The 23,021-nt window shown below is 73.8% G+C and carries 20 protein-coding genes; 6 read left to right on the forward strand and 14 right to left on the reverse strand.

Annotated features, from left to right (window positions below):
- The 6 genes from LCD33_RS10265 to LCD33_RS10290 all read right to left on the reverse strand — a co-directional run.
- Nucleotides 1–569: MlaD family protein (locus tag LCD33_RS10265; RefSeq protein WP_224977768.1), on the reverse strand; the 569-nt coding region annotated here is incomplete at its 3' end.
- Nucleotides 566–1,564, reverse strand: a complete 999-nt coding sequence (locus LCD33_RS10270) for an MCE family protein (RefSeq protein WP_224966809.1) — start codon at nucleotides 1,562–1,564, stop codon at nucleotides 566–568. The genes LCD33_RS10270 and LCD33_RS10265, both read right to left, overlap by 4 nt.
- Entirely contained in the window at nucleotides 1,561–2,562 is a 1,002-nt protein-coding gene (locus LCD33_RS10275; protein ID WP_224977769.1) for an MCE family protein, read from the reverse strand. The genes LCD33_RS10270 and LCD33_RS10275 overlap by 4 nt, the downstream gene beginning before the upstream one ends.
- Complete coding sequence (locus LCD33_RS10280; protein WP_224977770.1) at nucleotides 2,559–3,752, reverse strand: MCE family protein; 1,194 nt, start codon at nucleotides 3,750–3,752, stop codon at nucleotides 2,559–2,561. Before LCD33_RS10280 ends, LCD33_RS10275 begins: the two co-directional genes overlap by 4 nt.
- The gene (locus tag LCD33_RS10285) at nucleotides 3,752–4,612 is read right to left on the reverse strand and encodes an ABC transporter permease (RefSeq protein ID WP_224977771.1); all 861 of its coding nucleotides are present in this window, start codon (nucleotides 4,610–4,612) and stop codon (nucleotides 3,752–3,754) included. The genes LCD33_RS10280 and LCD33_RS10285 overlap by 1 nt, the downstream gene beginning before the upstream one ends.
- Nucleotides 4,612–5,418: an ABC transporter permease gene (locus tag LCD33_RS10290; RefSeq protein ID WP_224955640.1), complete on the reverse strand. Its 807-nt coding sequence runs from the start codon at nucleotides 5,416–5,418 to the stop codon at nucleotides 4,612–4,614. Before LCD33_RS10290 ends, LCD33_RS10285 begins: the two co-directional genes overlap by 1 nt.
- A gap of 96 nt (nucleotides 5,419–5,514) precedes the next feature.
- Between LCD33_RS10290 and LCD33_RS10295 the strand changes: the two genes are divergently transcribed.
- The gene (locus LCD33_RS10295; RefSeq protein ID WP_224977772.1) at nucleotides 5,515–6,120 is read left to right on the forward strand and encodes a TetR/AcrR family transcriptional regulator; all 606 of its coding nucleotides are present in this window, start codon (nucleotides 5,515–5,517) and stop codon (nucleotides 6,118–6,120) included.
- 8 nt (nucleotides 6,121–6,128) lie between these two features.
- Here LCD33_RS10295 and LCD33_RS10300 read toward each other — a convergent pair whose 3' ends face one another.
- The 4 genes from LCD33_RS10300 to LCD33_RS10315 form a co-directional block, all read right to left on the reverse strand.
- On the reverse strand, nucleotides 6,129–7,112 hold the full coding sequence (locus LCD33_RS10300) for an SRPBCC family protein (RefSeq protein WP_224977773.1): 984 nt from the start codon (nucleotides 7,110–7,112) through the stop codon (nucleotides 6,129–6,131).
- Nucleotides 7,105–7,578 (reverse strand): hypothetical protein, encoded by a 474-nt coding sequence (locus LCD33_RS10305; protein ID WP_224966813.1) that lies wholly within the window; start codon nucleotides 7,576–7,578, stop codon nucleotides 7,105–7,107. Before LCD33_RS10305 ends, LCD33_RS10300 begins: the two co-directional genes overlap by 8 nt.
- Before the next feature lie 177 nt (nucleotides 7,579–7,755).
- Nucleotides 7,756–8,208: an FHA domain-containing protein gene (locus LCD33_RS10310; protein WP_224955644.1), complete on the reverse strand. Its 453-nt coding sequence runs from the start codon at nucleotides 8,206–8,208 to the stop codon at nucleotides 7,756–7,758.
- A gap of 355 nt (nucleotides 8,209–8,563) precedes the next feature.
- Nucleotides 8,564–8,839: a hypothetical protein gene (locus tag LCD33_RS10315; RefSeq protein WP_224977774.1), complete on the reverse strand. Its 276-nt coding sequence runs from the start codon at nucleotides 8,837–8,839 to the stop codon at nucleotides 8,564–8,566.
- A gap of 126 nt (nucleotides 8,840–8,965) precedes the next feature.
- On the opposite strand from LCD33_RS10315, the gene LCD33_RS10320 reads away from it, so the two are divergent.
- The 3 genes from LCD33_RS10320 (at nucleotide 8,966) to LCD33_RS10330 (ending at nucleotide 11,400) form a co-directional block, all read left to right on the forward strand.
- A complete protein-coding gene (locus LCD33_RS10320) occupies nucleotides 8,966–9,682 on the forward strand; it encodes a hypothetical protein (protein WP_224966815.1) in 717 nt (238 codons plus the stop codon).
- Nucleotides 9,682–10,290, forward strand: a complete 609-nt coding sequence (locus LCD33_RS10325) for a TetR/AcrR family transcriptional regulator (RefSeq protein ID WP_224966816.1) — start codon at nucleotides 9,682–9,684, stop codon at nucleotides 10,288–10,290. Before LCD33_RS10320 ends, LCD33_RS10325 begins: the two co-directional genes overlap by 1 nt.
- Before the next feature lie 213 nt (nucleotides 10,291–10,503).
- Entirely contained in the window at nucleotides 10,504–11,400 is an 897-nt protein-coding gene (locus LCD33_RS10330) for a MerR family transcriptional regulator (protein ID WP_224977775.1), read from the forward strand.
- Nucleotides 11,401–11,605: 205 nt separating this feature from the next.
- Here LCD33_RS10330 and LCD33_RS10335 read toward each other — a convergent pair whose 3' ends face one another.
- Nucleotides 11,606–12,352, reverse strand: coding sequence for an SDR family oxidoreductase (locus LCD33_RS10335; protein WP_224955649.1), 747 nt, complete (start codon nucleotides 12,350–12,352; stop codon nucleotides 11,606–11,608).
- 202 nt (nucleotides 12,353–12,554) lie between these two features.
- Between LCD33_RS10335 and LCD33_RS10340 the strand changes: the two genes are divergently transcribed.
- Entirely contained in the window at nucleotides 12,555–13,697 is a 1,143-nt protein-coding gene (locus tag LCD33_RS10340; protein WP_224966819.1) for a glycoside hydrolase family 25 protein, read from the forward strand.
- 97 nt (nucleotides 13,698–13,794) lie between these two features.
- Here the strand turns inward: LCD33_RS10340 and LCD33_RS10345 are convergent, their stop codons facing one another.
- From LCD33_RS10345 to LCD33_RS10355, 3 genes are all read right to left on the reverse strand, one after another.
- Nucleotides 13,795–17,085: an arabinosyltransferase domain-containing protein gene (locus LCD33_RS10345; protein ID WP_374108136.1), complete on the reverse strand. Its 3,291-nt coding sequence runs from the start codon at nucleotides 17,083–17,085 to the stop codon at nucleotides 13,795–13,797.
- A 425-nt stretch (nucleotides 17,086–17,510) separates the two neighbouring features.
- Entirely contained in the window at nucleotides 17,511–19,796 is a 2,286-nt protein-coding gene (locus LCD33_RS10350) for a molybdopterin-dependent oxidoreductase (protein ID WP_224966820.1), read from the reverse strand.
- Nucleotides 19,797–19,878: 82 nt separating this feature from the next.
- Nucleotides 19,879–21,726, reverse strand: coding sequence for a long-chain fatty acid--CoA ligase (locus LCD33_RS10355; protein ID WP_224955651.1), 1,848 nt, complete (start codon nucleotides 21,724–21,726; stop codon nucleotides 19,879–19,881).
- A gap of 105 nt (nucleotides 21,727–21,831) precedes the next feature.
- Here LCD33_RS10355 and LCD33_RS10360 point away from each other — a divergent pair, with 105 nt between their 5' ends.
- Nucleotides 21,832–22,923: an AraC family transcriptional regulator gene (locus LCD33_RS10360; protein ID WP_224955652.1), complete on the forward strand. Its 1,092-nt coding sequence runs from the start codon at nucleotides 21,832–21,834 to the stop codon at nucleotides 22,921–22,923.
- Nucleotides 22,924–23,021: the final 98 nt, after the last annotated feature.

Here is a 23,021-nt window from a genome sequence, read left to right on the forward strand (position 1 = left end):
TCCCCCGCCAGCACCCCGGTGGCCCCGGCGAGCCGGTCGATCGCGCTGCGCAGCTTCGGCCCGTTGCCGTCGGCCGCCGTCGCCGCCCGGTGCAGCAGCGCACCGAGGTCGCCCTGCTCGTCGAGCCCGTCCGGACCGAGCGCGGTGAGCACGGTGTCCAGCGACGACATCAGTTCGTCCCAGCGGATCGGCGCGTGCGCGCGTGCGGCGGGGATCACGCCGCCGTCGGCGAGCCGGGGCCCACCGGTGTACCCGGGGCCGAGTTCGACGAACCGGTCGCTGATCAGCTGCGGGCTCAGCACGTAGGCGTGCGCGTCGGCCGGCACCGGCACGTCCGGGCGGATCCGCATCCGCACCCGCACGACCGGCCCGCGCGGTGACACGTCCTCGACCAGTCCGACGGGCACGCCCAGCACCTGCACCGCGCTGCCCGGGTAGATGCCGTCGACGGTGGCGAAGTCGGCGGACACGACGCGCGCCGGTTCGGGCCGCAGCAGCGCGTACCAGCCGCCGACCAGCAGCAGCGCGGCGGTGCAGCCGAGGGCGATCGCGCGGGTCGTCCGGCTCATCGGCACCCCTCCAGCAGTCCGGCCAGGCACAGCAGGTTGTCCGGCAGCGGCCCGGCGGGCCCGGCGACGTCGCCCCAGCTGCCGTTGCCGGTGGCGTTGGCCAGCGATCTTCCGGCGGGCCCGAGGGTGGCGATGGTGGTGGCGATGGCCTGCTCGTCGCGGTGCAGCGCGGCGGTGATCTCCCGCAGGTCGCCCAGCAACGGCCCGAGCTTGGCGGAGTTCGCGCCGAGGAACTCGTCGAGCCGGGCGCTGAGCGCGTCCACGTCGTCGATGAGCCGCAGCACCACGTCCCGGCGTTCGGTGAGGGTGCGCACGACCAGGTCGGCGTCGCCGAGCAGCCGCACCAGCACGTCCTGCTGGCGCACCAGCGCGTCGGTGGTGCCGCGCGCGCCGTCGAGGAGCGCGTCGAGCTGCTCGTCGTGCCGGTCGACGAGCGCCGCGGCCCCGGCGATCCCGTCCAGCGCGCGGCCCACCAGCTCCGGGTCGTCCGGCATCGCCTCGCCCGCGGTGCGCATCATCTCGCGCAGCGCACCCAGGTCCAGCTCCTCGGCGATGCCGGTGGCGGCGGCGCCGAGCTCGTCGAGGCTGTACGGCACCCGGGTGCGGTCGAGCGGGATCACCGCCCCGGCGTCGATCCGCCCCGCGCCGGCCGGTTCGACGGCCAGGTAGCGGGCGCCCATCACGGTCGCCAGCCGCACCGAGGCGGAGGTGGCGGTACCGAGCCGCTGCCCCGCGTCCAGCCGGAACACCACCCGCACCCGGTCCCCGGCGAGCTCCAGCCCGGTGACCCGGCCGGCGGGCACCCCGGCCACGTGCACCTGGGCGTCGGCGGTCAGCCCGGCGGCGTTGGCGAATTCGGCGGTGTACTCCCGGGTCCGCCACAGGAACGACAGCTGCGGCACCGCGATCACGCCGCCCAGCACGAGCAGCAGCACCAGGATGCCCGCCCCGCCGGTGACGAGCGGATCGTCCCGCCACGCCGATCGCCGCCTCATCGGCACACCTCCGAGTGCGGGCCGCCGCCGAGGTCGACCTGCGCCCCGGCGACCGACAACCGCAGGTTGCAGACGTAGATGTTGACCCAGCTGCCGTGGTCCAGCGTCCGGTTCAACCGGGTCACCAGCTCCGGCAGCCCCTGCACGGCGGTGTCGAACCGGTGCTGCTCGGCGACCCAGCCGCGGGACAGCTCGCCGAGCGCGTCCACGTCGCGGGTCAGGCCAGGGGTGATCCGGCCCATCGAACCGCGCACCGAGTTCGCCAGTGCCCCGCCCGCGTCGAGGGCCCCGGCGATGCGCTCCCGGTCCGCGGCGACCGCCGAGGTCAGGTCGCCGAGCCTGCCGATGAGGGCGTGCAGCTCGGCGCGGTGCTCGCCGGTGGTGTGCAGCACCGCGTTCAGGTTGCCCAGCACCTCGCCGACGACCTGGTCCCGCTCGGCGAGCCCGGCGGTCACCGACACCACCCGCTCCAGCAACCCGGTGAGGGTGCCGGCTTCGCCTTGGAACACCGCGATCAGCTGGTGCGCGAGGCGGTTCGCCTGCCGCGGGTCGAGCGCGTCGAACAGCGGCCGGAACCCGTTCATCAGCGCGGTGAGCTCCAAGGCGGGGCGGGTCCGCTCCAGCGGGATCGTGGCCCCGGCGGGGAGTTCCGGCCCGCCGCGCGCGGTGGAGTCGAGGGCCAGGTACCGGCCGCCGAGCAGGTCTGCGTAGCGGACGGCGGCGCGGGTGTCGGCGGGCAGCGGCTGCTCGGCGAGGACGTCGAAGTCCACCACGGCGGTCCCGTCCCGCAGCCGCACGCCGGTGACGGCGCCGACGCGGACCCCGGCGATGCGGACCTCGCTGCCCGTCCGCACGCCCTGGGCGTCGGTGAACTCGGCGCGGTAGGCGCGGGTGGCGCCACCCAGCGGGTGGTTCAGCGTGTTGACCACCAGCACCGCGCACAGCACGGCGACCAGGGCGAAGGCGGTGAACTTGGCGGCGGTGGCGGCGAGCCTCATGGCAGCACCACCTGCGTGCCGCGCAGCACCGGGCCTGCCAGCAGACCGACCAGCTCCGGCCCACCGTCCGATGTGGACTCGACGGGGAACGCCTCCCGCAGCGCGGCCTTCTCCGCGGCGGATCCGACCGGGCCGACCGCTCCCCCGGCCGCGGCCGGTGCCTGGCAGCCCGGCCCGTCCAGCCCCGGGTAGCGCGGGCAGTCCGCCGCGTCGTACGGGTACGGGTCGTCCAGCGTCACCGGCGCGCGGATCTGGAAGCGCCCGTCGACGAAGGTGCGGCTCGCGTTCGCGGTGAACTCCCGCAGCTCGTGCAGCGTCGCGGTGATCCCATCCGCGTTCCCGCCGAGCACCGCCGAGACCGGTTCCGCGGTGCGCACCACCCGCACGGCGCGCGCCCCGTTCTCGTCCAGGAACCGCTGGGACCGCTCGGTGAGCTCGGCGCCCGCGTCGAGCAGTTCGGTCAGGTTCTCCCGCTGCGCCACCACAGCCCGGGACAGCGCCACCGCGTCGTCGACGGTGGCCAGCAGGTCCGGGGCCGCGGTGGCGAGCTGGTCGGCGAGCCCCGCGACCTCGCCGATCCGGCCGGCGGTGCGGGCCGGGTCGATCCGCCCGGTCAGCTCGTGCAGCCCGTCGATCGTCTCGCCGAGCGCGGCGCCGCGGCCGCGCAGCGCGTCGGCCACGGTCCCCAGCGCCACCTGCAGCTCGGCGGGCCGCAGCGAGTCCAGCAGCGCGAACATCCGGGTGTAGGCCGCGTAGATGCGCACCGCCTCCGGCCCCGCGTCGGCTTCGACCCGGTCGCCCGCCGCCAGCCGGGGCCCGGTGGCGTCCGGCGCGGCGAGCTCCACGTACTGGTCGCCGAACAGCGTCTTCGGCAGCACTCGCACCCGCACCGCGGCCGGGACTGCGGCGAGCGCGGCGGGATCCATCCGCAGCACCAGCCGCGCACCGGCGGCGTCCGGCACCACCTCGGCGAGCGCGCCGACCACCACCCCGCGGTAGCGCACCGCGGACCCCTCCCGCACCGGTCCGGCCACGGCGGGCACGCTCGCGTGCACCAGCGGCGCCTGCCGGAACGCCCCCGCACCGCCGAGGACCGCGAGCACCGCCGCGCCCAGCACCAGCAGCACCCCGCCGAGACCGCGCACCGCCAGCGCGCTCCGGCCCACCCCGCCGCGGGACAGGTCCACCATCAGCGCACCCCCAGCGCGGGGAGGCTGGGGCTCAGGCCCCAGAACAGCAGGGTCAGCACCATGTCGGTGAAGGTGATCGCCACGATGCTCGCCCGCAGCGCCCGCCCGGCGGCGCGGCCGACGCCTTCCGGGCCTCCGGTGGCGTAGTAGCCGTAGAAGCAGTGCACCAGCGTCACCACCATCGCGAACACCACCGCCTTCGCCAGCGACAGCGCCACGTCCGACGGGCTCAGCAGCAGCTGGAAGTAGAAGTCGTAGGTGCCCCCGGACTGCCCCTGCACCACGACCACCGCGACCCGGGTCGCGAGGTAGGAGGCGAACAGGCCCACCAGGTACAGCGGGACCACCGAGATGAACGCCGCCGCCATCCGGGTGCTGACCAGGAACGGCAGCGAGCGCACCGCCATCGACTCCAGCGCGTCGATCTCGTCGGAGATCCGCATCGCGCCGAGCTGCGCGGTGAACCCGGTGCCGACCTTCGCCGCCAGCGCCACGCCCGCGACCAGCGGCGCCAGCTCCCGGGTGTTCACCATCGCCGACATCAGCCCGGACATCGGCGTCAGGCCGATCAGGTCGAGCCCCCGGTAGCCCTCCAGCCCCACCTGAGTGCTGGCCACGAAGGACATCGCGAAGATCACGCCGATGGTGCCGCCCCCGGCGAACAGCGACGCCGAGCCGAAGCTGATCTCCGCGACCTGCCGCGCCACGTGCCTGCGGTAGTGCACCAGCACCCGCGGCACCGCCAGCACGGCCCGGACGTGGAAGGTGGCCTGCACCCCGAACGCGACCAACAGGTCGCCCAGCCCGCGCCACCGCCGGGCGGAACCGCGCCGCACCGCGCGGACCAGCGGACCGGCCATCAGAACTCGCCCTTCGGCGGGAGCAGCAGCGGGTGCAGCTCGGTGAGCACCGTGTTCGCCACGAACACCAGCACGAACGCCATCACCACGGCCTCGTTCACCGCGTCGCCGAGCCCGCTGGGGCCGCCGCGGGCGGTGAGCCCCTTGAACGCCGAGACCAGCGCGGCCAGCACCGCGAACACCCCGGCCTTCACCTCGGCGACCAGGAACCCGCCCGGGTCGGAGTAGGCGGTCAGCGTCGCGAGGAACCCGCCGGAGGAACCGCCGAGCAGCACGTGCACGAACAGCGTCGCGCCGATCCCGACGGCCATCACCACGCCGTTGAGCAGCACCGTCACCACGACCGCGGCGAGCACCCTGGGCACCACCAGCCGTTCCACCGTGGACAGGCCCATGACCTCCATGGCCTCGGTCTCCTCGCGCAGCTTGCGCGAGCCGAGGTCGGCGCAGATCGCCGAACCACCCACCCCGGAGATCATCAGCGCGCACACCAGCGGCGCGGCCTGGCCCACCACCACGAACGCGACCACCGCGCCCGCGTAGCCCTCGGCGCCGAGCTGCCCGGCCAGCGAACCGATGTTCACCGCCACCAGCACGCCTAACGGGATCGTCATCAGCACCGCGGGCAGCGCGCTCACCGCGGCGAGGAACCAGCACTGCTCCAGGCATTCCCGCCAGGCCAGCCGCCGGCCCAGCACCGCCCGCACCCCGGCGCGCGCGGTGCGCGCGGCGAACACCACCAGCAGACCCGCCTGCGCGGCCGCGTCCGCGACCGGCCCCCGGGCGGGCGGTGTCTCCAGGGCCATCGTCGGCTCCCTCCGCAGTGCGTCGCACCACTAGAACGAGTGTTGCGTAGCATGCGTTACGGAACAAGTGTTTCGTCTTCCTGGGGAGGAACCGCCGTGGCCAAGAGGATCCGCGACCCGAAGGCGCGCGAGCACATCGTGGCGGCGGCGCGGCGGCTGCTCGCCGAGCGCGGTCTCACCGCCACCACCGTGCGCGCGGTGGCCGCCGAGGCCGAGGTCTCCACCGGCTCGGTCACGCACTACTTCGAGGACAAGGCCGAGCTGATCGGCGCGGCCCTGCGGTTCAACGGCGCGATCGCCGCGGAGCGCGTCGTGGCGGCCGTCGGCGACCGGCGCGGGCTGGACGCGGTGCAGCGCGCCACCCAGGGACTGCTGCCGGTGGACGAGGAACGGCTCACCTGCTGGCGGGTGTGGCTGGCGCTGTGGTCGCACCAGCCGGACGACCCGGCGGGCGGTTTCGGCGCGGGCTACCAGGTGTGGCGTTCGCTGCTGCGCCGCCACCTCACCGAGGCGGTGGCCGGCGGGGAACTGCCCGACGGCCTGGACCTGCCGCACGAGATCAGCGTGCTGGGCACCCTGGTGGTCGGCACCGGTCTGCTGGCGGGTTCGGACCTGTCCACCCGCGACCAGCTGCGCAGGCGGGCGCGGCGCATCTTCAACGAGCACTTCGCCCGGCTGGCGCAGCAGAACTCCGCCGTCTGACGCGGGACCTACCGGCGCCGCACCGGGCGCACGCCGCGCGGCCTGCGCACCGGCTCGGGCTCCGCGGGGGCCTCGCCGGAGCGGTCCTGCCCGATCTCGTCGGCGAGCTCCTCGTCGTCGCCGTCCTCCCGCCGGGCGGACCCGCCGTCGTCGTCCGCGGATCCGTCGTCGTCCGCGGACTCGCCCTGCTCCTGCGCCACGGCGTCCTCGTGGCTGCGGACCACCTCGCCGTCCCGGATCTCGCCGCGCCAGCCCTCGACCTCGTCCTGCTCCAGCACGGTGCGCGTCATCAGGTGCCGCTGCACGTGCTTGAAGTCCGAGCGCGCCCGGCGGCCCTGCGCCCGCCACAGGTTCGCCGTCTTCTCGAAGAAACCCTGCGGGTGGTACTCGAGGACGAGCAGGATGCGGGTCAGCGTCGGGCCGAGCTCGTGGAAGGTCACCGTGCCGTCCACCGACCCCTTCGACCCGGTCGAGTGCCACACGATCCGGCTGTCGGGCACCTGCTCCTGGATGGTGGAGCGCCAGCTGCGGTGCGACAGGAAGATCTGCGCCCGCCAGTCGAGCTCCTCGTCGGACTCCTGCTGGACGCTCTCGACCTTGCAGGTGAAGCTCGGGAAGTCCTCGAAGCGGGTCCACTGGTCGTAGGCCACCCGCAGCGGCAGGCCGACGTCGCACTGCTCGACGATGTTGACGACCTTCGCCGAGCTGCCGCCGCCACCGCCGCCGCCGGAGCCTCCCCCACCCGCCGAGTCCCCACCGGCCGCGCCGGAGATCCCGCCGCCGGTGACCGCCGCCAGCAGGCCGGAGCCACCGCCCTCGTCGTCCCGCGCGTAGTCGGTGAGCCTGCCGACGAGTCCTTCCGCCCGTTCGCCGAGCCCGGACACCGCGCGCTCCGCGAGCGCCGACAGCAGGTCGCGCACCGCGTCGCGCAGGTGGTCCCACGGAAGTCCGCGCGCGGCACCGCCGCCGGAGTCGTCCCGCTGCTCAGCCATCGTCCTCACCTCGCGTCGAGCGGTCGCCGCCGCGCCGCGGCGAGGGACGGCCGGCCGGGCGGGCGCCGCGCGAACGGGGTCCCGGACGGCTGCGGGCGGGGTCCTCGCCGCGCGGGCGCCGACCCGCCTCCGCCGGTTCCGCCGGGGCTTCGTCTTCGAGGTCCGCCGCGCCCTCTCCCCGCAGTCCGGCGGCCCGTTCGGTCAGCGCGTCGCCCCAGGAGTCGATCCGCCGGGACGCCGCGGCGCCGGCCGCGGTCTTGGCCGCGTCGACCAGCCGCGCCCGCAGGTCACCGGTGAGCGCTTCCGACCCGCTGACCGAGCTCAGGCCCTGCTTGAGCAGTTCGGTGGGATCGGTGGGCAACTTCTTGCCCGCCAGCAGACCGCCGACCACGATCGCCAGCTTCATCTTCCGCGTGCGGCCCAGCAGGTAGCCGACGGCCACCGCGGCTGCGATGCGAGATTTCATGGTGGACCTCCCAGCGACAGGCGACCGCGGATGCTCCGCCGCCGGATGCCGGTCGAGGGCGTCGAGATGCTCGGAGTGCACGCCGGTCCGCTCGGGAGCGACGGGTGCTGCCGCCCACGCTACGCCCCGGGACCTGCGACGACAGGGTCGACCGGACCTGCCGCCGGAGCGTCGGGATCAGCTGCCGGCGTGGAAGGTGAACCGGACCTTGCCCACCCAGATCTCGTCGCCATCGGCGAGCACCGCCCGATCCACCACCTGCCGGTTCAGGTAGGTGCCGTTGAGCGACCCGGCGTCCTGGATGGCGAAGTTCTCGCCGTCGCGGCGGATCTCGGTGTGGTAGCGCGACACGGTCACGTCGCCGAGCACGATGTCGCAGTCACGGTGCCTGCCGAGGACCGTGGTGTCCCGCTCCAGCGGGAACACCGCGCCCTGGTCCGGGCCGCGGGAGATCACCAGCGCCGCCACCCCCGTGCGGGGGCGCGGCGGTGCCACCGCGGCGGAACCCGCTTCGTCGGCTCGCGGTGCGGGAACGCCGACGGCGCGCTCGTCCTGCTGGGTCGGAACCGCTTCCCGGGCTGCCGGGGCCTCGGTACCGGGGCGGTAGGTGCCGAACGGGGATCGGATCATCGTAGTTCTCCTTGCGCGGACCACTCAGCTCGTGCATTTCCCACTGTGGCCCCGGATCCCCGGGGCGCGACCGGGCCCTAGGTCCCGAACCCGTCGTGTCCTCCGGCACACGGCGTCACCGGCCGACCCCGCACCGCGTCCGGCCGGGTGACCCACCGCACCGGGATCGGCACTCCGCGCCACTCCCACCGGTTCACCGGAGGCGCGTCCGGCGCAGCAAACCGTTCACCGGCGAGCCGCTCGGAGCCCGGCGCCCGCGACCCCGGGACAGGGAAAAGGGGGCCGGTCTGCCGCCCCGACCACGGCAGACCGGCCCCCGCCGGCGTTCCCCGCTGAAGTACCGCCTCGTCCGGCCCTAAGCGGGGTGCGCCTCGCTCACGTGCAGCGGGGTCCCCTGCATGCACGTGGTGGGCGCGCCGGGGTCCGGCCGGCCGCGCACCACCAGGTGCGCACCGGGTTTCACCACCGACGGATCGCCGCCGACCAGCAGGTACGGCGAACGGCCTTGGCCGGGGAGCAGGAAGCAGCGCGGCTCCACGCCCGCCTGCACCCGGCCGGTCACGGTGATCTGCTCGGCACCGGGATCGGCGATCGCGGGCGCGGCCGCCCCCGCCATGCCCAGGACGGACACGAGCAGCATCCCTGTCGTTACCCACCGCGACGTCGTCATGGCGCCCATTGCACAAGGAACTCCCCGGGATCGCCACTCGAAGGCCCCGCAGAAGTTAAACCGAGCGCTCGCTCTACTATTCCGGTCATGACGTCGCACTCTCCCCCGGTTCCCGGGAAGGCCGCGGTCGCGGTCGAGCCCGCGTGGCTGCGCTACGGATCCGCGATCGGCCTGCCGGTGGTGGGCGGTGCGCTCGGCTGGCTGCTGGCGCTCGCGGCGGACTGGATCGCCGGCCTGCCATGGGCGCCGTTCCAAGGGGTGTTCGAGCTGGTGTCCTCGCTGCCGCAACCGCACGGCACGCTGGGCGTCGCCGGGCTCGGCGTGCTCGCCGGACTCGGGTTCCTGTCGCTGATGATCGGCGACCGGCTCCGGGTCTCGGTGTCCGCGGAGCAGATCGAGCTGCGCCGCGGGCTGCGCGACGTCTCCACCGTGCCCGGCTCGCGCGTGTCGGCGGCGCTGCTCGACCACGGCGCGCTGGTGCTGCTGGACGCGGTGGGCGACGAACCGGCCAGGGCCCGCACCGACATCACCGCGGGCGCGCTGCGCACCGCGTTCCGCGCGCACGGCTACCGGTGGCTCGACGCCGATCCGCACGCGGGCGAGTTCGAGCTGTGGGTCCCGGACACGCCGGAGGTCGGCCCGCGCGCCGACGCACTGCTCCGGGCCCGCGCCCACGCGCGGAAGAAGGGCCACCACGCCGAGACCGACAAGTTGCGCGACGCGCTGGTCCGCGCCGGATACCTGGTGCGCGACGAGAAGAAGCAGCAGTACTGGCGGAAGCGTCCGCAGCGGGACGAGGACTGATGCGCACCGTCGACCCGGTCCGCTACGCCGCCCGCCGCCGGAACATCGTCGAGGCGGCGGGCGGCTGCTTCGCGCGCAAGGGCTTCGACCGCACCACGACCGCGGACATCTGCGCGGCGGCGGGGATCAGCTCCGGCAGCCTGTTCCACTACTTCCCGAACAAGCGCGCGGTGTTCCTGGCGATCTTCGAGCAGGACGGCCGGGACAACGCCGAGCAGCTGGCGCTCGCCGTGGCCGACGCGGACCCGTGGGCGGGGCTGCTCGGGCTGGTCGACCACCTGGTGCGCCCGCTGGCCGATCCGGACTCGGCGGGGCTGGTGGTGGAGCTGATCGCGCAGGCCGGGCGGGACCCGGAGCTGGCCGAGCTGGTCGTGGGCAACGACCGCGAGCTGCGCGCGGGCATCGCGGCCCTGCTGTCCCGGGCGGCGGAGCAGGGCCGGATCGACGACCAGGTCGATCCCGCGCAGGCCGCGCACTGGGTGCTGGGCCTGACCGACGCGCTGTTCTCCCGGGCCGGGATCGACCGCGACTTCGACCCGCTGGCCGAACTCCCCACGCTCCGGACCATCCTCGCCCGCTACCTCGGCGCGGCGGAACGGATCGGCTGATCCTCCCGGCGGCGAAGCCGCCGAGGGCGCCGGCGGTGCGATGAACTCGCGGCTCGAACCCGGTCGCGGCGATCCGCGGCCGTGATCCTGCGGCCCGCAGCGTCCACGGACGGCCCGGCGATCACCGGCATCGGCGCGCGGGGTTGCACATGCCGCAGCGGCATGTGGTCCGGTGGAACCACGTCCCGAATCCCGCGGAAAGGTCCCTGCACCATGCATTCGTCGTTCACCCCGCCCCGCCAGGTCAAGATCGGCGACGCGGCGGCCTTCGCCGGCACCACGCCGCGGGCGATCCGCCACTACCACGAGATCGGCCTGCTGCCCGAGCCGGAGCGGGGCGGCGACGACCGCCGCCGCTACGGCTACGAGGACATGATCCGCCTGCTGTGGATCCGCAAGATGGCCGACGCGGGGATCGCCCTGGACGACATCCGCGACGCCTTCGCCACGGGCGCGGAGGACTCCGCCGGTGCGGACGGCGGGGAGGGGATCGCGGACGTCCTGGAGCAGCTGGCGGGGACCCTCGCCGCGCAGGAGGCGGAGCTGCGGCGGCAACGGGCCGCCGTGCAGCGGATGCGCGCCGAAGGCAGCCGGCTGGGCCTGCTCTCCGACTTCGTCACCGAACGGCTGGCGGGCCTGCCCGAGGACTCCCTTCGCCAGGAGGACCTGGACGCGCTGCTGGTCACCGAGCGGATCTTCGGCCCGCTCGGCGCTGCCGTCCAGGCCACCCGCTTCCTCGCGCTGGCCGCGGATCCCGCGCTGCGGGAGGCCACCGACCGCATCGACGCCGCCGAGGAGGCGTTGGACGACGGGGTCGCCGTCGACGATCCGCGGGTGGCCCGGGTGGCCGCCGAGCGGCACGCCTTCGAGAACGCCCTGCAGGCCGCCATCGAGGAATCCGGCCTGGACGAGGACGAGGACGCCCTCTTCGACACCTGGGACGCCGAACATCCGGCAGACGAAGGCGAGGACGAGGACTCCACCGGCACCCCGACCCCCACGAGCGCGCTCGAAGCCATGGGCAAGATGCCCTACGACTTCTCCCCCGCCCGCCTCCGCTGCGCAGAACTCGCCACAGCCCTAGCCACCCAGAACTCCCCAACGCCCTGACCGCCAGGTCTTGCCCGTCCTGGCAGCGGCGAAGCCGCTGAGCAGCGACCACGTACGCAGCCGGACCACCCGCGGGTTCTCAGTGGGCCCCTCGCGAGGACAGCGTTTTCTCATGTGGCGGAGCCACCTGTGAAAACGATCCCGCAGCGAGGGGCGCACTGAGGTTCCGCCACCCCACCACCAATGCAAGGTGACGCCGGGAAGATCACCCCTCGAAGAGCCGACCTCGGTGGACCTTGTGCTGGGCTGCTTGGGCGAGGGGCCGCAGCACCAGCTGGTCGATGTTGACGTGCAGCGGCTGCGCCACCGCCATCGCGATGACCCCGGCGACGTCCTCGGCGGTCAGCGGCCGGTCCACGTCGGCGTACACGGCGGCGGCCTTGTCGGAGTCGCCCCGGAAGCGGTTGAGGGAGAACTCGTCGGTGTGCACCATGCCGGGCTGGATCTCGATGACCCGCACCGGCTGCCCGGCGAGCTCCAGCCGCAGCGTCTCGGTGAGCGCGTGCTGCCCGTGCTTGGCGGCGCTGTAGCCGGCCCCGCCCTCGTAGTTGACGAAGGCGGCGGTGGAGGTGAGGTTGACGATGGTGCCGCCACTCCCGGCGCGCAGCAGCGGCAGCAGCGCCTGCGTGACGTGCAGGGTGCCGAGCACGTTGACCTCGTACATGCGCTGCCAGTCCGCGGGGTCGCCGCCCTCGACGGAGTCGGATCCCCAGGCGCCGCCCGCGTTGTTGAGCAGCACGTCGCAGGCGTCGAGCTCCGCGGCGAAGGTGGCCACCGAGTCCCGGTCGGTGACGTCGAGCGGCAGCGCGCGGCCACCGATCTCCTCGGCGAGCGCGGCCAGGCGGTCCTGCCTGCGCGCGGCCACCACGACGTGGAACCCGTCGGCGGCCAGGCGGCGGGCGGTCGCCGCGCCGATCCCGCTGCTGGCTCCGGTCACCACGGCGGTCTGCATCACACGATCTCCCCTGCTCGAAGCCGATCTCGGACCAACCCTAGGAAACGGCGCCGCGCGGTGGCACAGCGGGCCTCGGGGTCCGATTCTTCCCAATGACCCACTTCCGCGCTCCCGGTCGGCTACCGTGAGTAGCGTCCCGACCATCCACGGCGAGTTCCGCGCACCACCCGCCGTCGACCTACGCGAGGTGAGGCCGGCCGTGCTCTACGGCATCGACATCTCCCACCACCAGGGCGCGTTCGACCTGGGCCGCACGCGGGCCGAAGGGTTCGACTTCGCCTTCCTGAAAGCGACCGAGGGGAGTTCCTTCGTCGACAGCAGGTTCGGCGCCAACCTCGCCAACGCGCGGGCCGCCGGGCTGCTCACCGCCGCCTACCACTACCAGCGCGCCGACTCGAGCGCCGCTTCCCAGGCCGGGCACATCATCAACACGGTGCCCGCCGACGTCCCGGTGATCCTGGACGTGGAGGACGGCGGGGGCGGCGCCGACCTGACGCGCGACATCATCGGCCGGTTGCTGGCCGCCGGGTACCGGTCGCCGCTGCTGTACCTGCCGCGCTGGTACTGGGAGCAGATCGGGTCGCCGTCGCTGGCCGGGCTACCACCGCTGTGGTACTCGCGCTACGCCAGCAACGAGGGCGGCTACGCCAGCGAGATCTACGAGCGGTACCGGGACTTCTACGACGCGCAGTGGGGCGGCTACGGCGGCCTCGGCGTCGCGGTGCTGCAGTTCACCAGTTCCGCCACCGTCGCCGGGCACCGGCCCGTCGACGCGAACGCGTTCCGCGGCACCCGCGAAGAGCTCGCGGGGCTGCTCAGCTCAGCTAACCCGGAGGACGACTTGACTCCTGAACAGGCGCAGAAGCTCAACGAGATCCACCACGAGCTGTTCGGTCCGCGCGGACCGCAGGGCCAGATCGTGGGGTGGGGAACCGAAGCGGGCAACCACACCGCCATCGGGCTGCTGGTGCACATGTTCAACGCGCTGCTGGGCCCGCGACCGTCGCGGGTCCCCGGCGCCGAGCACATCCAGGTGCCCGCGGTGGACGCGATCCGGGACACCAACGGGGTGGTGTACCAGCTCCCGGCGATGATCAACGCCGGTGCCACGGGTGATCCGCAGGCGGTGGCGGAGGCGTTGCGCCCGGTGGTCTCGGAGGTCGCGGGTCCGGCGATCCGCGAGTCGGTGACCGAGGTGTTCGGGGCGGACGACCCGGCCCGCACCGAGGCGCTGGTGCTGGCGATCTCCACCAAGCTCGCCGCCCGGCAGGCCGCGCCGCAGCAGATCCCGGCGCAGGGCCCGCCGCCGCAGGCCCCGGCCCAGCAGCCCCCGGCGCAGTGATCTCCGCGCCGCGCCCGTCGGGTGGCGCGGCGGCGAGAACGACGACGGCCCACCTCCCCGATACCCGGGGTGGTGGGCCGTTCGCCGTGCCCGAGCCCTACTCGTCGTCGTCACCCGAGTCGAGCGGCCGGATGTCGTTGCGGTCGTCCGAGCTCGGCACGTCCCCGGGCAGCGACACCGTGCGCGGCAGGAGTCCCGGGGTCCAGTCGCCCCAGTGCGTCTCCTCGTGCACCTGCATCGCGGATTCCGCGGGCAGCGCGCCCGGCTCGTACGGGTCCACCGCGTACAGCGAACCCCAGTCCCGGTAGAGGTCGTTCTTCAGGTACGTTGGCAGTTCCCGCATGCTGGCGGCCACGTTGAGCCAGCCGAACGGCCCGCCCGCGTCCGGCGAGGACCAGCCCTGGCCGGTGGCCCGCACGGTCTCCCCACCCGCGACCCGGAACCGCGGCATCTCGGCGATGCCGTGGTGCAGCCCGGAGATCTGCAGGCACGGGTGCACCAGGGTGGCGGGCCACTCCACGTAGGCGGGGCTGTCGCCGACCACGTCGGTCATGTTCGTCAGCTGCGGGGCGCGCGGGGCGCTGACCGCCTGCCAGCCGCGCGGGGACACCGACTGGTCGACGGCGACGACGCGCATCTTCGTGGTGCCCTGGGCATCACCGTCCACGACGAGCCGGTGGTCCCGCCAGGCCGGGCCACCCGCCTGCAGCAGGTAGCGCCGGGCGGTGATCTGGAAGCCCTGCGGGGTGTCCTTGCCGAACTCGACGGCCAGCGAGTTCGCGCCGCCTTCGATCCCGGCCATGGCGAGCACGATCGGCACCTCGCCGGTCGCCGCGCGCTCCGGCACGTCGTACCACTGGGTGCGCAGCTCGCCGGTGCCCTTCGGCGTGTAGCTGCCCCAGACGGGGGCGTTGTCCCCGCCGAACTGGTACGGCGGCCGCCACTCGTCAGCGGCGGTCCCGCCTTGCGCAGCGGGGGTGCCGTCCCGGGTGAACCCGGTGAGCTTCGCCCCGAGGTACTCCTCCGGGGTCTCCTCCCCTTCGAGCCGCTTCGACGGCACCGGCACGTCCGGGGAGAACGCGGGCGCCGGGTTCGTCGGCTGGTCCCGGGAGACCTTGAGCATCCCGGCCTGCGGGTTGGTCTCCACGTACACGTAATCGGAGAGCCCGCAGCTGCCGCCGGGGGTGAGCTGCTTGATGTTGTCGGCGCCCATGCTGTAGCCACCTTCGCGCTCCTGGATCGCCTTCCCGAACGCGGCGAGCTCGCCGAGGATGAGCAGCGCGCAGATCAGCGACAGCGGCGCCGTGCCGAGCCGCAGCGCCCGGCTGCGGTGCTCCACCCCGTTCTCCGGGGCGAGGCTGCGGTCGCCGCGCACGTGCTCCACGAGCGCGACGACGGCGGCGATGGCGGCGACGGACAGCAGGATGGTGCTGGCGTTGCGCCCGTCGACCGCGGGCGGCATGTCGTACCAGGGCACGCCCCAGCCGGAGACGTACCACCAGGCGTTCGGCCCGGTCGCGGAGAACGCGGAGATCACCATCAGCCCGGAGAAGAACGCGGCCCGGTTCCGCCGGGAGCGCAGCACGGTGGTGCTGGTGGCGAGCGCGGTGAGCGCGGCGACGGCCCCGCCGACGGCGGCGAAGATCCCGAAGTGGTGGGTGTGCTTGGTCTGGGTGAGCGCCAGGGCCACGAACGACATGGCCGCGACCGCCAGCAGCCGCCTGCTCGGCCCGAGCGCGGCACCGCGGATCCGGTTGCGCCGCAGCAGCACGACCGCGCAGGTCGCCAGGCACAGCATCACCAGCAACACCGGGAACCGCCGCGTGAGCGAACCGTCCGGGATCTGGCTGAACAGCATGTTGTAGCGGTTGAGCTCCTGGTACCACTTCTCGCTGGGCCCCAGGTCGATCTTCAGCTCGGTCGCGTCCATGATCGACTGCCAGGTCTGGTCCCAGATCAGCCAGGTCAGGATCACGAAGCCGGACGCGGAGATCGGGGCCAGCACCGGCAGCCAGCCGAACTCCCGCGCGCGCCGCCACACCAGCTTGATCAGCGGTTTGAGGCCGGCGATGAACGGCAGCACCGCGACGATGCCGTGCGGTCCGGCGCCGACGGCGAGCGCGGCCAGCACCAGGCCGAGCGCGGCGGGCAGCAGCCTGCTGGTCGCGATGGCGCGCTCCACGGCGCACAGCGCGAGCAGCGAGAACACCACGATGACCGGCTCGGAGCGCAGCCCGTTGTTGTAGGGCAGCCAGAACGCGAGGAACACCGCGGCGGCGGCCCACCCGGCGGCGTTGCTGCGCCGCACCTGCTGGCCGAGCCGCGGCAGCACCTCGCGGCTGATCAGCAGCCAGCTCGCGCAGCCCATCAGCAGCGCGGGCAGCCGCACCCACGGGATCGCGGTGGAGACCTGCACCCACAGCGCGTAGACCTCGTAGAACCAGCCCCACGGCGCTTCGGGGTTGGCGAACCAGCGGTAGTAGTTGCTGACGTACCCGGCGGATTCGCGCGCCCGCGCGATGGCCATGGTGTAGCCGTCGTCGGAGCTCATCGCCCCGATCAGCCACCAGATGCCGAGCGAGCCGAGCACCGCCACGTCCCGCGCGGTCGGCTTCCACCACCCGGGCTGCACCCAGCGCGGGGGGCGGCGCCCGGCGCGGGCGTCCAGCCGTCGCAGGCAGAGCACGGCGCCGATGAACGACAGGATCGCCAGCGCGCTCACGACGATCTTCAGCGCGGTCGGCGAGCTCTCGAAGCGGTTGTCCACGCGGGCTTCGAAGCGCAGTCCGGCGACGTCGTCGGCGCGGGCGTTGAGGTCGGAGTAGATGCCGGTGACCTGCGGCCGGTGGTCACCGGCGATGTTGGTGAGCCAGCGGTCCTCGCCGAACCCGGCCTTGAACCCGATGGCGTCGTTGTGCAGCGCGAGCGTGCAGTCCCCGTCGGGGATGGCCATCGTGTTGACCTGCCGCCCCTTCGACAGCAGGGTGATCCGCCCCTGGTCGACGGTCAGGCTCATCCCGGTGAGCCTGCCGTTGTCGGAGTTCGGCGGGTTGGTGCTCAGCAGGTTCGCCGGACCGTCGGTGCGCGCGTCGAGGCTGCGGGCGGCGACGCAGGGGATGTCGGCGTCCAGCCACACCGGCGCGAAGGTGGTCAGCGGAGCGGCGACCGAGGTGGTGCCGCTGGCGGTGGGCCAGCGCAGCGTGGTGATGTCGTGGTGCACCGGCAGGAACGGGACGGAGAGGGACAGCACCGTGCCGAGCACGCCGAGCACCGTCGCGAGCAGCTTCAGCCGTCGGAGGCGCCGATCGGGGCGCGGCCGAGCCGGTTCCGCGGACGGCGCGGATTCCGCCTCCGCGTGATCGGTGTCGTCTTTCTCCGCATTGAGCACGCCCCGGAGAATAGCGGTCGTGGTCATCACGACGACGCAGCATCAACGTCCGTGTTGGGGTCGCCACACCGGTTAACGACACGGCTGAGGGAATGAGCGGCGGAACTCAGGTTCCTCTCAGTGTTCTGTGATCCTTCGGTTATCGAAGGGAGGCCGAACGTCCAGTTCAGACGGTCAGCGGGCCGGTACCTGCGGTGGTGGCCGGTGATCCCGCGGCGCGGAGAATCCGGCGGTTCCACCGGTGTCGCTCGATCGGGTTGTTCCAGCGGAAATCCGGATTCGGATGAGTTCGTCATCGAGTTCCGCGCCGCTAATCGCATTCCCGGTCGCGCGGTTCGACGAGCTCGACCGGCGGCGCGGATTGTGCTCGACGCACCGGATCCGGGACGCGGTGCGGGTTCCCGGGACCTGGCGCGGCGCGGCGCTCAGCGAGGTCCCGGTACCAGCCGCGGCGGGCGGTGGCAGCTCAGCCGCGGCGGTTCGGCCGTCCAGCGCTCGACCTGCACCCGGGTCTGCTGCCCGGAGCAGCCCTGCGACAGCGGCGAGGTCGGGCGATCCGCGGTGAGCACGTTCGGGTTGCCGTGCACGCACCACGATCCGCCGGGCTGCGCCGGATCGTCCACCGGGTCGTACCAGGCGCCGGTGGCGAGCACCGCGACCCCGGGGGACACCTCGTCGCTGATCAGCGCCCCGGCGAGGCAGGCACCGCGCTCGTTGAACACCCGGACCACCACGCCCGTGGTGATGCCGCGGGCCGCCGCGTCGTCCGGGTGCAGCCGCACCGGTTCCCGCCCCTCGATCTTCGCGGCGCGGCTGACCGCGCCGACGTCGCCCTGGCCGTGCAGCCGGTTCCGCGGCTGGTGCGCGATCAGCCGCAGCGGGAACCGGTCGTCGGCGAGACCGTCGGACGGTTCGAGCCACACCGGGTGGCCGGGCAGCCCGGCCGCCGCGATGGACGCGGGGCACAGCTCGATGCGCCCGCTCGGGGTGGGCAGCGGGCTGCCTGCCGGATCGGCGCGGAACTCGGCGAGCGGGGTGGTGCGCGGCGGCACGGGCAGTTCGAGCTCCCCCGCGTCCCAGAACTCCGCGAACGGCGGTACCCGGTGGCCGTCCGCGGCCAGCCGCTCGCGCCACCGCTCGTAGAGGTGCACCAGCCACTCCCGCGTCCCGCGGCCGGCGGTGAACTCGGCGCGGACGCCGAGGCGGGCGGCGAGCTCGGCGAACACCGCGTGGTCGTCGCGCGCCTCCCGGAACGGCTCCAGCACCCGGCGCATCGCGATCAGGTGCGTGTCCCGCCGCCCCGCGCCGATGTCCTCCCGTTCGAGGGTCGTGGTGACCGGCAGCACCACGTCGGCGTGCCGGGCGGTGGCCGTCCAGTGCGGCTCGTGCACGACCACCGTGTCCGGCCGGGCGAAGGCGCGGCGCAGCCGGTTGAGGTCCTGGTGGTGGTGGAACGGGTTGCCCCCGGCCCAGTACACGGCCCGCACGTCCGGGTAGCGGTACCGGCCGCCGTCGTAGTCGAACTCGTCGCCGGGGTGCAGCAGCAGGTCGGCGATGCGGGCGACCGGGATGAACTCCGGCACCGGATTGGTGCCCTGCGGCAGCGTGGGCAGCGGCAGCAGCGGGCCGGTGTCGCCGACATCGCCGATGGAACCGTAGCCGTGCCCGAACCCGCCGCCGGGCAGGCCGATGCCGCCGAGCATCGCCGCCAGCACCAGCCCCGCCCACACCGGCTGTTCACCGTGCTCGCTGCGCTGCAACGACCAGCTCACCGAGACCAGGGTGCGCCCGGCCGCCATCCGGCGGGCGAGGGCGCGGATGTCCGCGGCGGGCATCCCGCACAGCGCGCTCGCCCAGTCCGCGTCGCGTTCCGGTCCCGGGCCGCCGCGCAGGTAGCGGGCGAACTCGTCGAAGCCGGTGGTGCAGCGGTCCAGGAACTCCGCGTCGTGCAGGCCCTCGACGAGCAGCGTGTGCGCGAGCCCCAGCATCAGCGCCACGTCGGTCGCCGGACGCACCCGGATCCACTCGGTGCGCCGGCCCGGCGGCACGTCGGTGGCCAGCGGCGAGATCACGGCCAGTTCGGGCCCGTCCCAGTCGGCGAGCACCGCCGAGCCGACGTGCCGGGTCACCCCGCCCGGGGTGACGGAGGCGTTCTTCGGCGCCAGCCCGCCGAACGCCACCACCAGGTCGGTGCGCCGCCGGATCACGTCCCACCCGTCGGCGCCGCGCAGCAGCGGATCCGCGTCCCCCACCAGATGCGGCAGCAGCACCGCGGAGGTGCCGAAGCTGTAGGTCCCCCGCGAGGACGTGTAGCCGCCGGTCGCGTTGAGGAACCGGTGCAGCTGGCTCTGCGCGTGGTGGAACCGGCCCGCGCTCGCCCAGCCGTAGGAGCCGCCGAACACTGCCCGGTCGCCGTGCCGCTCGCGGACGCGGCGGAGTTCGGCGGCGACCAGGTCGAGCGCGGTGTCCCAGCCGACCTCGACGAACTCCTCCCGGCCGCGCCCGCTCGACGGGCCGGGCCCGTGCTCCAGCCAGCCGCGCCGGACCGCGGGCCGCGCGATCCGCGTCTCGTGCCGGGCGGTGCCGGGGACGTTGCCGAGCAGCGCGGACGGGGCCGGGTCGGCGGGGTGCGGCGCCACTTCCAGCTCGCCGTCCGCGCGGCGGCGCGCCAGGTAGGCGCCCCAGTGCGAAGTCGTGCCCAGCCACGTCATGCCGACCAACATAGGCGGGCCCGGCTCGCTGCGGGCGCCGCGGTGCCGGCCCTGCGGGGCGGTGCCCGCGCGGGAATCGCGGTCAGCCCTGGTAGAGGGCGTCCAGGTGCTCCTGGTTGTGCTTGACCACCACCGCGCGGCGGAGTTTGCGGGTCGGGGTGAGCTCGCCGCCGTCCTCGGTCCACTCGGTCGGCGCGAACTCCCAGCCGCGGACCTGCTCGATCCGCGCGAGCCGGGTGTTCGCCACCGCGACCGCGGCGTCGATCTCCGCGCGCAGCTTCGGATCCCCCAGCAGTTCCGCGCGCGGGGCGTTGCCGGGCAGCTCGTTCGCCACGGCCCACTCGCGCAGCGCCTCGACGTCCGGCGCCAGCAGCGCCACCAGGTACGGCCTGCCGTCGCCGTGCACCAGGGCCTGCTCGATCAGCGGGTGCTCCACCAGCAGCGACTCCACCACCACCGGGCTGATGTTCTTGCCCCCGGCGGTGATGATGATCTCCTTCTGCCGCCCGGTGATCCGCAACGTCCCGTCCGGGTCCAGCGAGCCGAGGTCACCGGTGCGCAGGAAACCGTCCATGGTGAACAGTTCGCGATCCTCCTCGGGCAGGTTGCGGTACCCGGACGTGCACAGCGGGCCGCGCACCAGCACCTCCCCTTCGCGGGTCAGCCGCAGTTCCACCCCGGGCATCGGGGTGCCGACGGTGCCGGGCCTGCGCGGCGAACCCGCGTGGTGCATCACCGCGGCCCCGCAGGTCTCGGACAGGCCGTACACCCCGGTGAGCCCCATGCCGAGCCCGGCGAAGAACCGCTCCAGGCCCGGCGGCAGTGGGGCCGCACCGACCGCGCGCACCGCGCACCGGTCCAGCCCCAGCGCCACCGGGATGCGGTGCAGCACCGCGCGGTGCGCCAGCCGCGCCAGCAGCTTCTCCGCGGCGGTGGAGTCCGGTTCGGCACCGGTCAGCGCCGCGCGCAACGCCCAGCCGCCGAGCTTGCCGCGCACCCCGTCCTGCTCGGCGAGCCGGTTCTCGATGGCGGTGCGCAACCGGTCCCACACCTGCGGGACGCCGAACAGGATCGTCGGGCGCACCTGCGCGAGCCGTTGCGGCAACTGCTTGATCTCGGGGCAGAAGTGCGTCTCCCCGCCGCAGCGCAGCGGCAGGTACACCGACAGCACCCGTTCGGCGATGTGCGCCAGCGGCAGGTACGACAGGCTCACCACCTGCTCGGGCAGCCCGGCGGCCCGCACCAGCGCCTCCACCTCGTAGAGCAGCGCGCGGTGGCTGAGCTCCACGCCCTTGGACGGGCCGGTGGTGCCGGAGGTGTAGATCAGCACCGCGATGTCGTGCGGGTCGGGCCCCCGTTCCTCCTGCGCGTCCGGGTCGGCGGGCAGGAATTCGCCGTCGTCGACGGACTCCCCCAGTTCCAGCAGCTCGTCCCAGCTCATGATCCGGCCGGCGAATCCGTGCGGCCGCGCGTCGCCTACCTCGCCGAGGGTGATGACCACGCCGAGTTCGGTCGGCTCCCCCAGCACGGGCAACCAGCGGCGCCACGCGTCCCCGCCTTCGACGACGGCGACCTTCGCGCCGGAGTCCACCACGACGTGCCGGATCTGCTCGGGCGCCAGCGTCGCGTACAGCGTGGTGGTGGTCGCGCCGAGCGTCGCCGCGCCCAGGTCGGCCAGGATGTGCTCCGGCCGGTTGCTCGCCATCAGCCCCACCACATCACCGGGTAGCACGCCGAGGGAACGCAGCGCGGCGGCGATGCTCAACGCCCGCCCGTGCACCTGGGACCAGGTCCAGCTCTGCTCGGCGGTGGCGAACGCGAGCGCGTCCGGGCTGGTCCGCGCGATGTCCGCGAGCAGTCCGGGGACCGTGCGTCCGGCGATGGCCGCCTCGATCTCCGCTCGTTCGGCTTCGACCTCGGTCGCGGTCATGCTCTTCCTCCACCTGGCGTAGGAGTGTCGTCCGTCACGATCACGTTAGGCCGGAACGGGGTGGGGGCTATGACCTCCGCGGTCACGTGATTGATACTTCCGGACATGCCGCATCGTCGCGACGTAGATCACAACACCGGCCCGTCCCCCGCGGCGGCCGTGCCCGACCCGGTCGTGCAGGACTGGGACTTCCCCCGGAGCTCGATCAGCGCCCTGCTGCTCACCAGGTTCGCCGGCGAGCACTCCGTGCCCGCGGACGTGGTGCTCGCCGGAACCGGGCTCACCGAACCGGAACTGGAGGATCCGGACCTGTCCGTCGACGCCCACCAAGAGCTGCGGATCGTGCGGAACCTGGTGCGCGCGCTGCCGGACGTGCCGGACCTCGGCATGCGCGCCGGATTGCAGTACCACCTCACCGCCTACGGCATCCTCGGCTTCGCGTTCATCAGCAGTCCCACCGTGCAGGACGGCATGGCGGTGGCGCTGCGGTACCTGGAGCTGAGCTTCGCGTTCTGCATCCCGCGGGTCCGCTTCGCCGGTGACGAGCTGCACGTCGAGCTGGACGCGGCGGCGATCCCGGCGGACGTGCGGAACTTCCTCATCGCGCGCGACCTGTCCGCGATCCACACCATCATGGTGGAGCTGCTGCCCGCCCCGATCCCGGTGCAGCGCATCGAGTTGAGCCTGCCGGAGCAGCCGAACACCGCGGAGCTGGGCGAATTCTTCGGCGTGGTGCCGAAGTTCGGCCAGCCGCACGACGTGATCGTGCTCGACCCGGCGTTCCTGGGACGCCCGCTGCCGCAGGCCAACGAGCAGACCCTGGCGATGTGCGAGGCGCAGTGCCGCGACCTGCTCGCGGGCCGCCGGGAGCGCACCGGGTTCGCCAAGCAGGTGCGGGACCAGATGCTCGGCCCCGACGGGGTGCGGCTGGGCATGGAGGACGTGGCGCGCAAGCTGCACACCACCGCGCGCACCCTGCACCGCAAGCTCAACGCGGAGGGCACCAGCTTCCAGTCGGTGCGCGACGAGGTCCGCGCCGCGCTGGCCGAGGGGATGCTGCGCGACGGGGCGCTGTCGGTGGACGACATCGCGATCCGCCTCGGCTACGCGGAGGCGGCCAGCTTCATCCACGCCTTCAAGCGCTGGACCGGGACCACGCCGATGAGCTACGCGCGGCGGCGCGGCGCGGACCGGTGATCCGGGAACCGGCCCGGTGGCGGGATTCCCGCCACCGGGCCGGCGGCTCCGCGCCCGGCGCCGAGGACGTCGGTCCCACCGGACCGCGATCGCGCGGA

The sequence above is a fragment of the Saccharopolyspora sp. 7B genome, from assembly GCF_020177435.1.
Taxonomy (GTDB): domain Bacteria; phylum Actinomycetota; class Actinomycetes; order Mycobacteriales; family Pseudonocardiaceae; genus Saccharopolyspora_C; species Saccharopolyspora_C gregorii.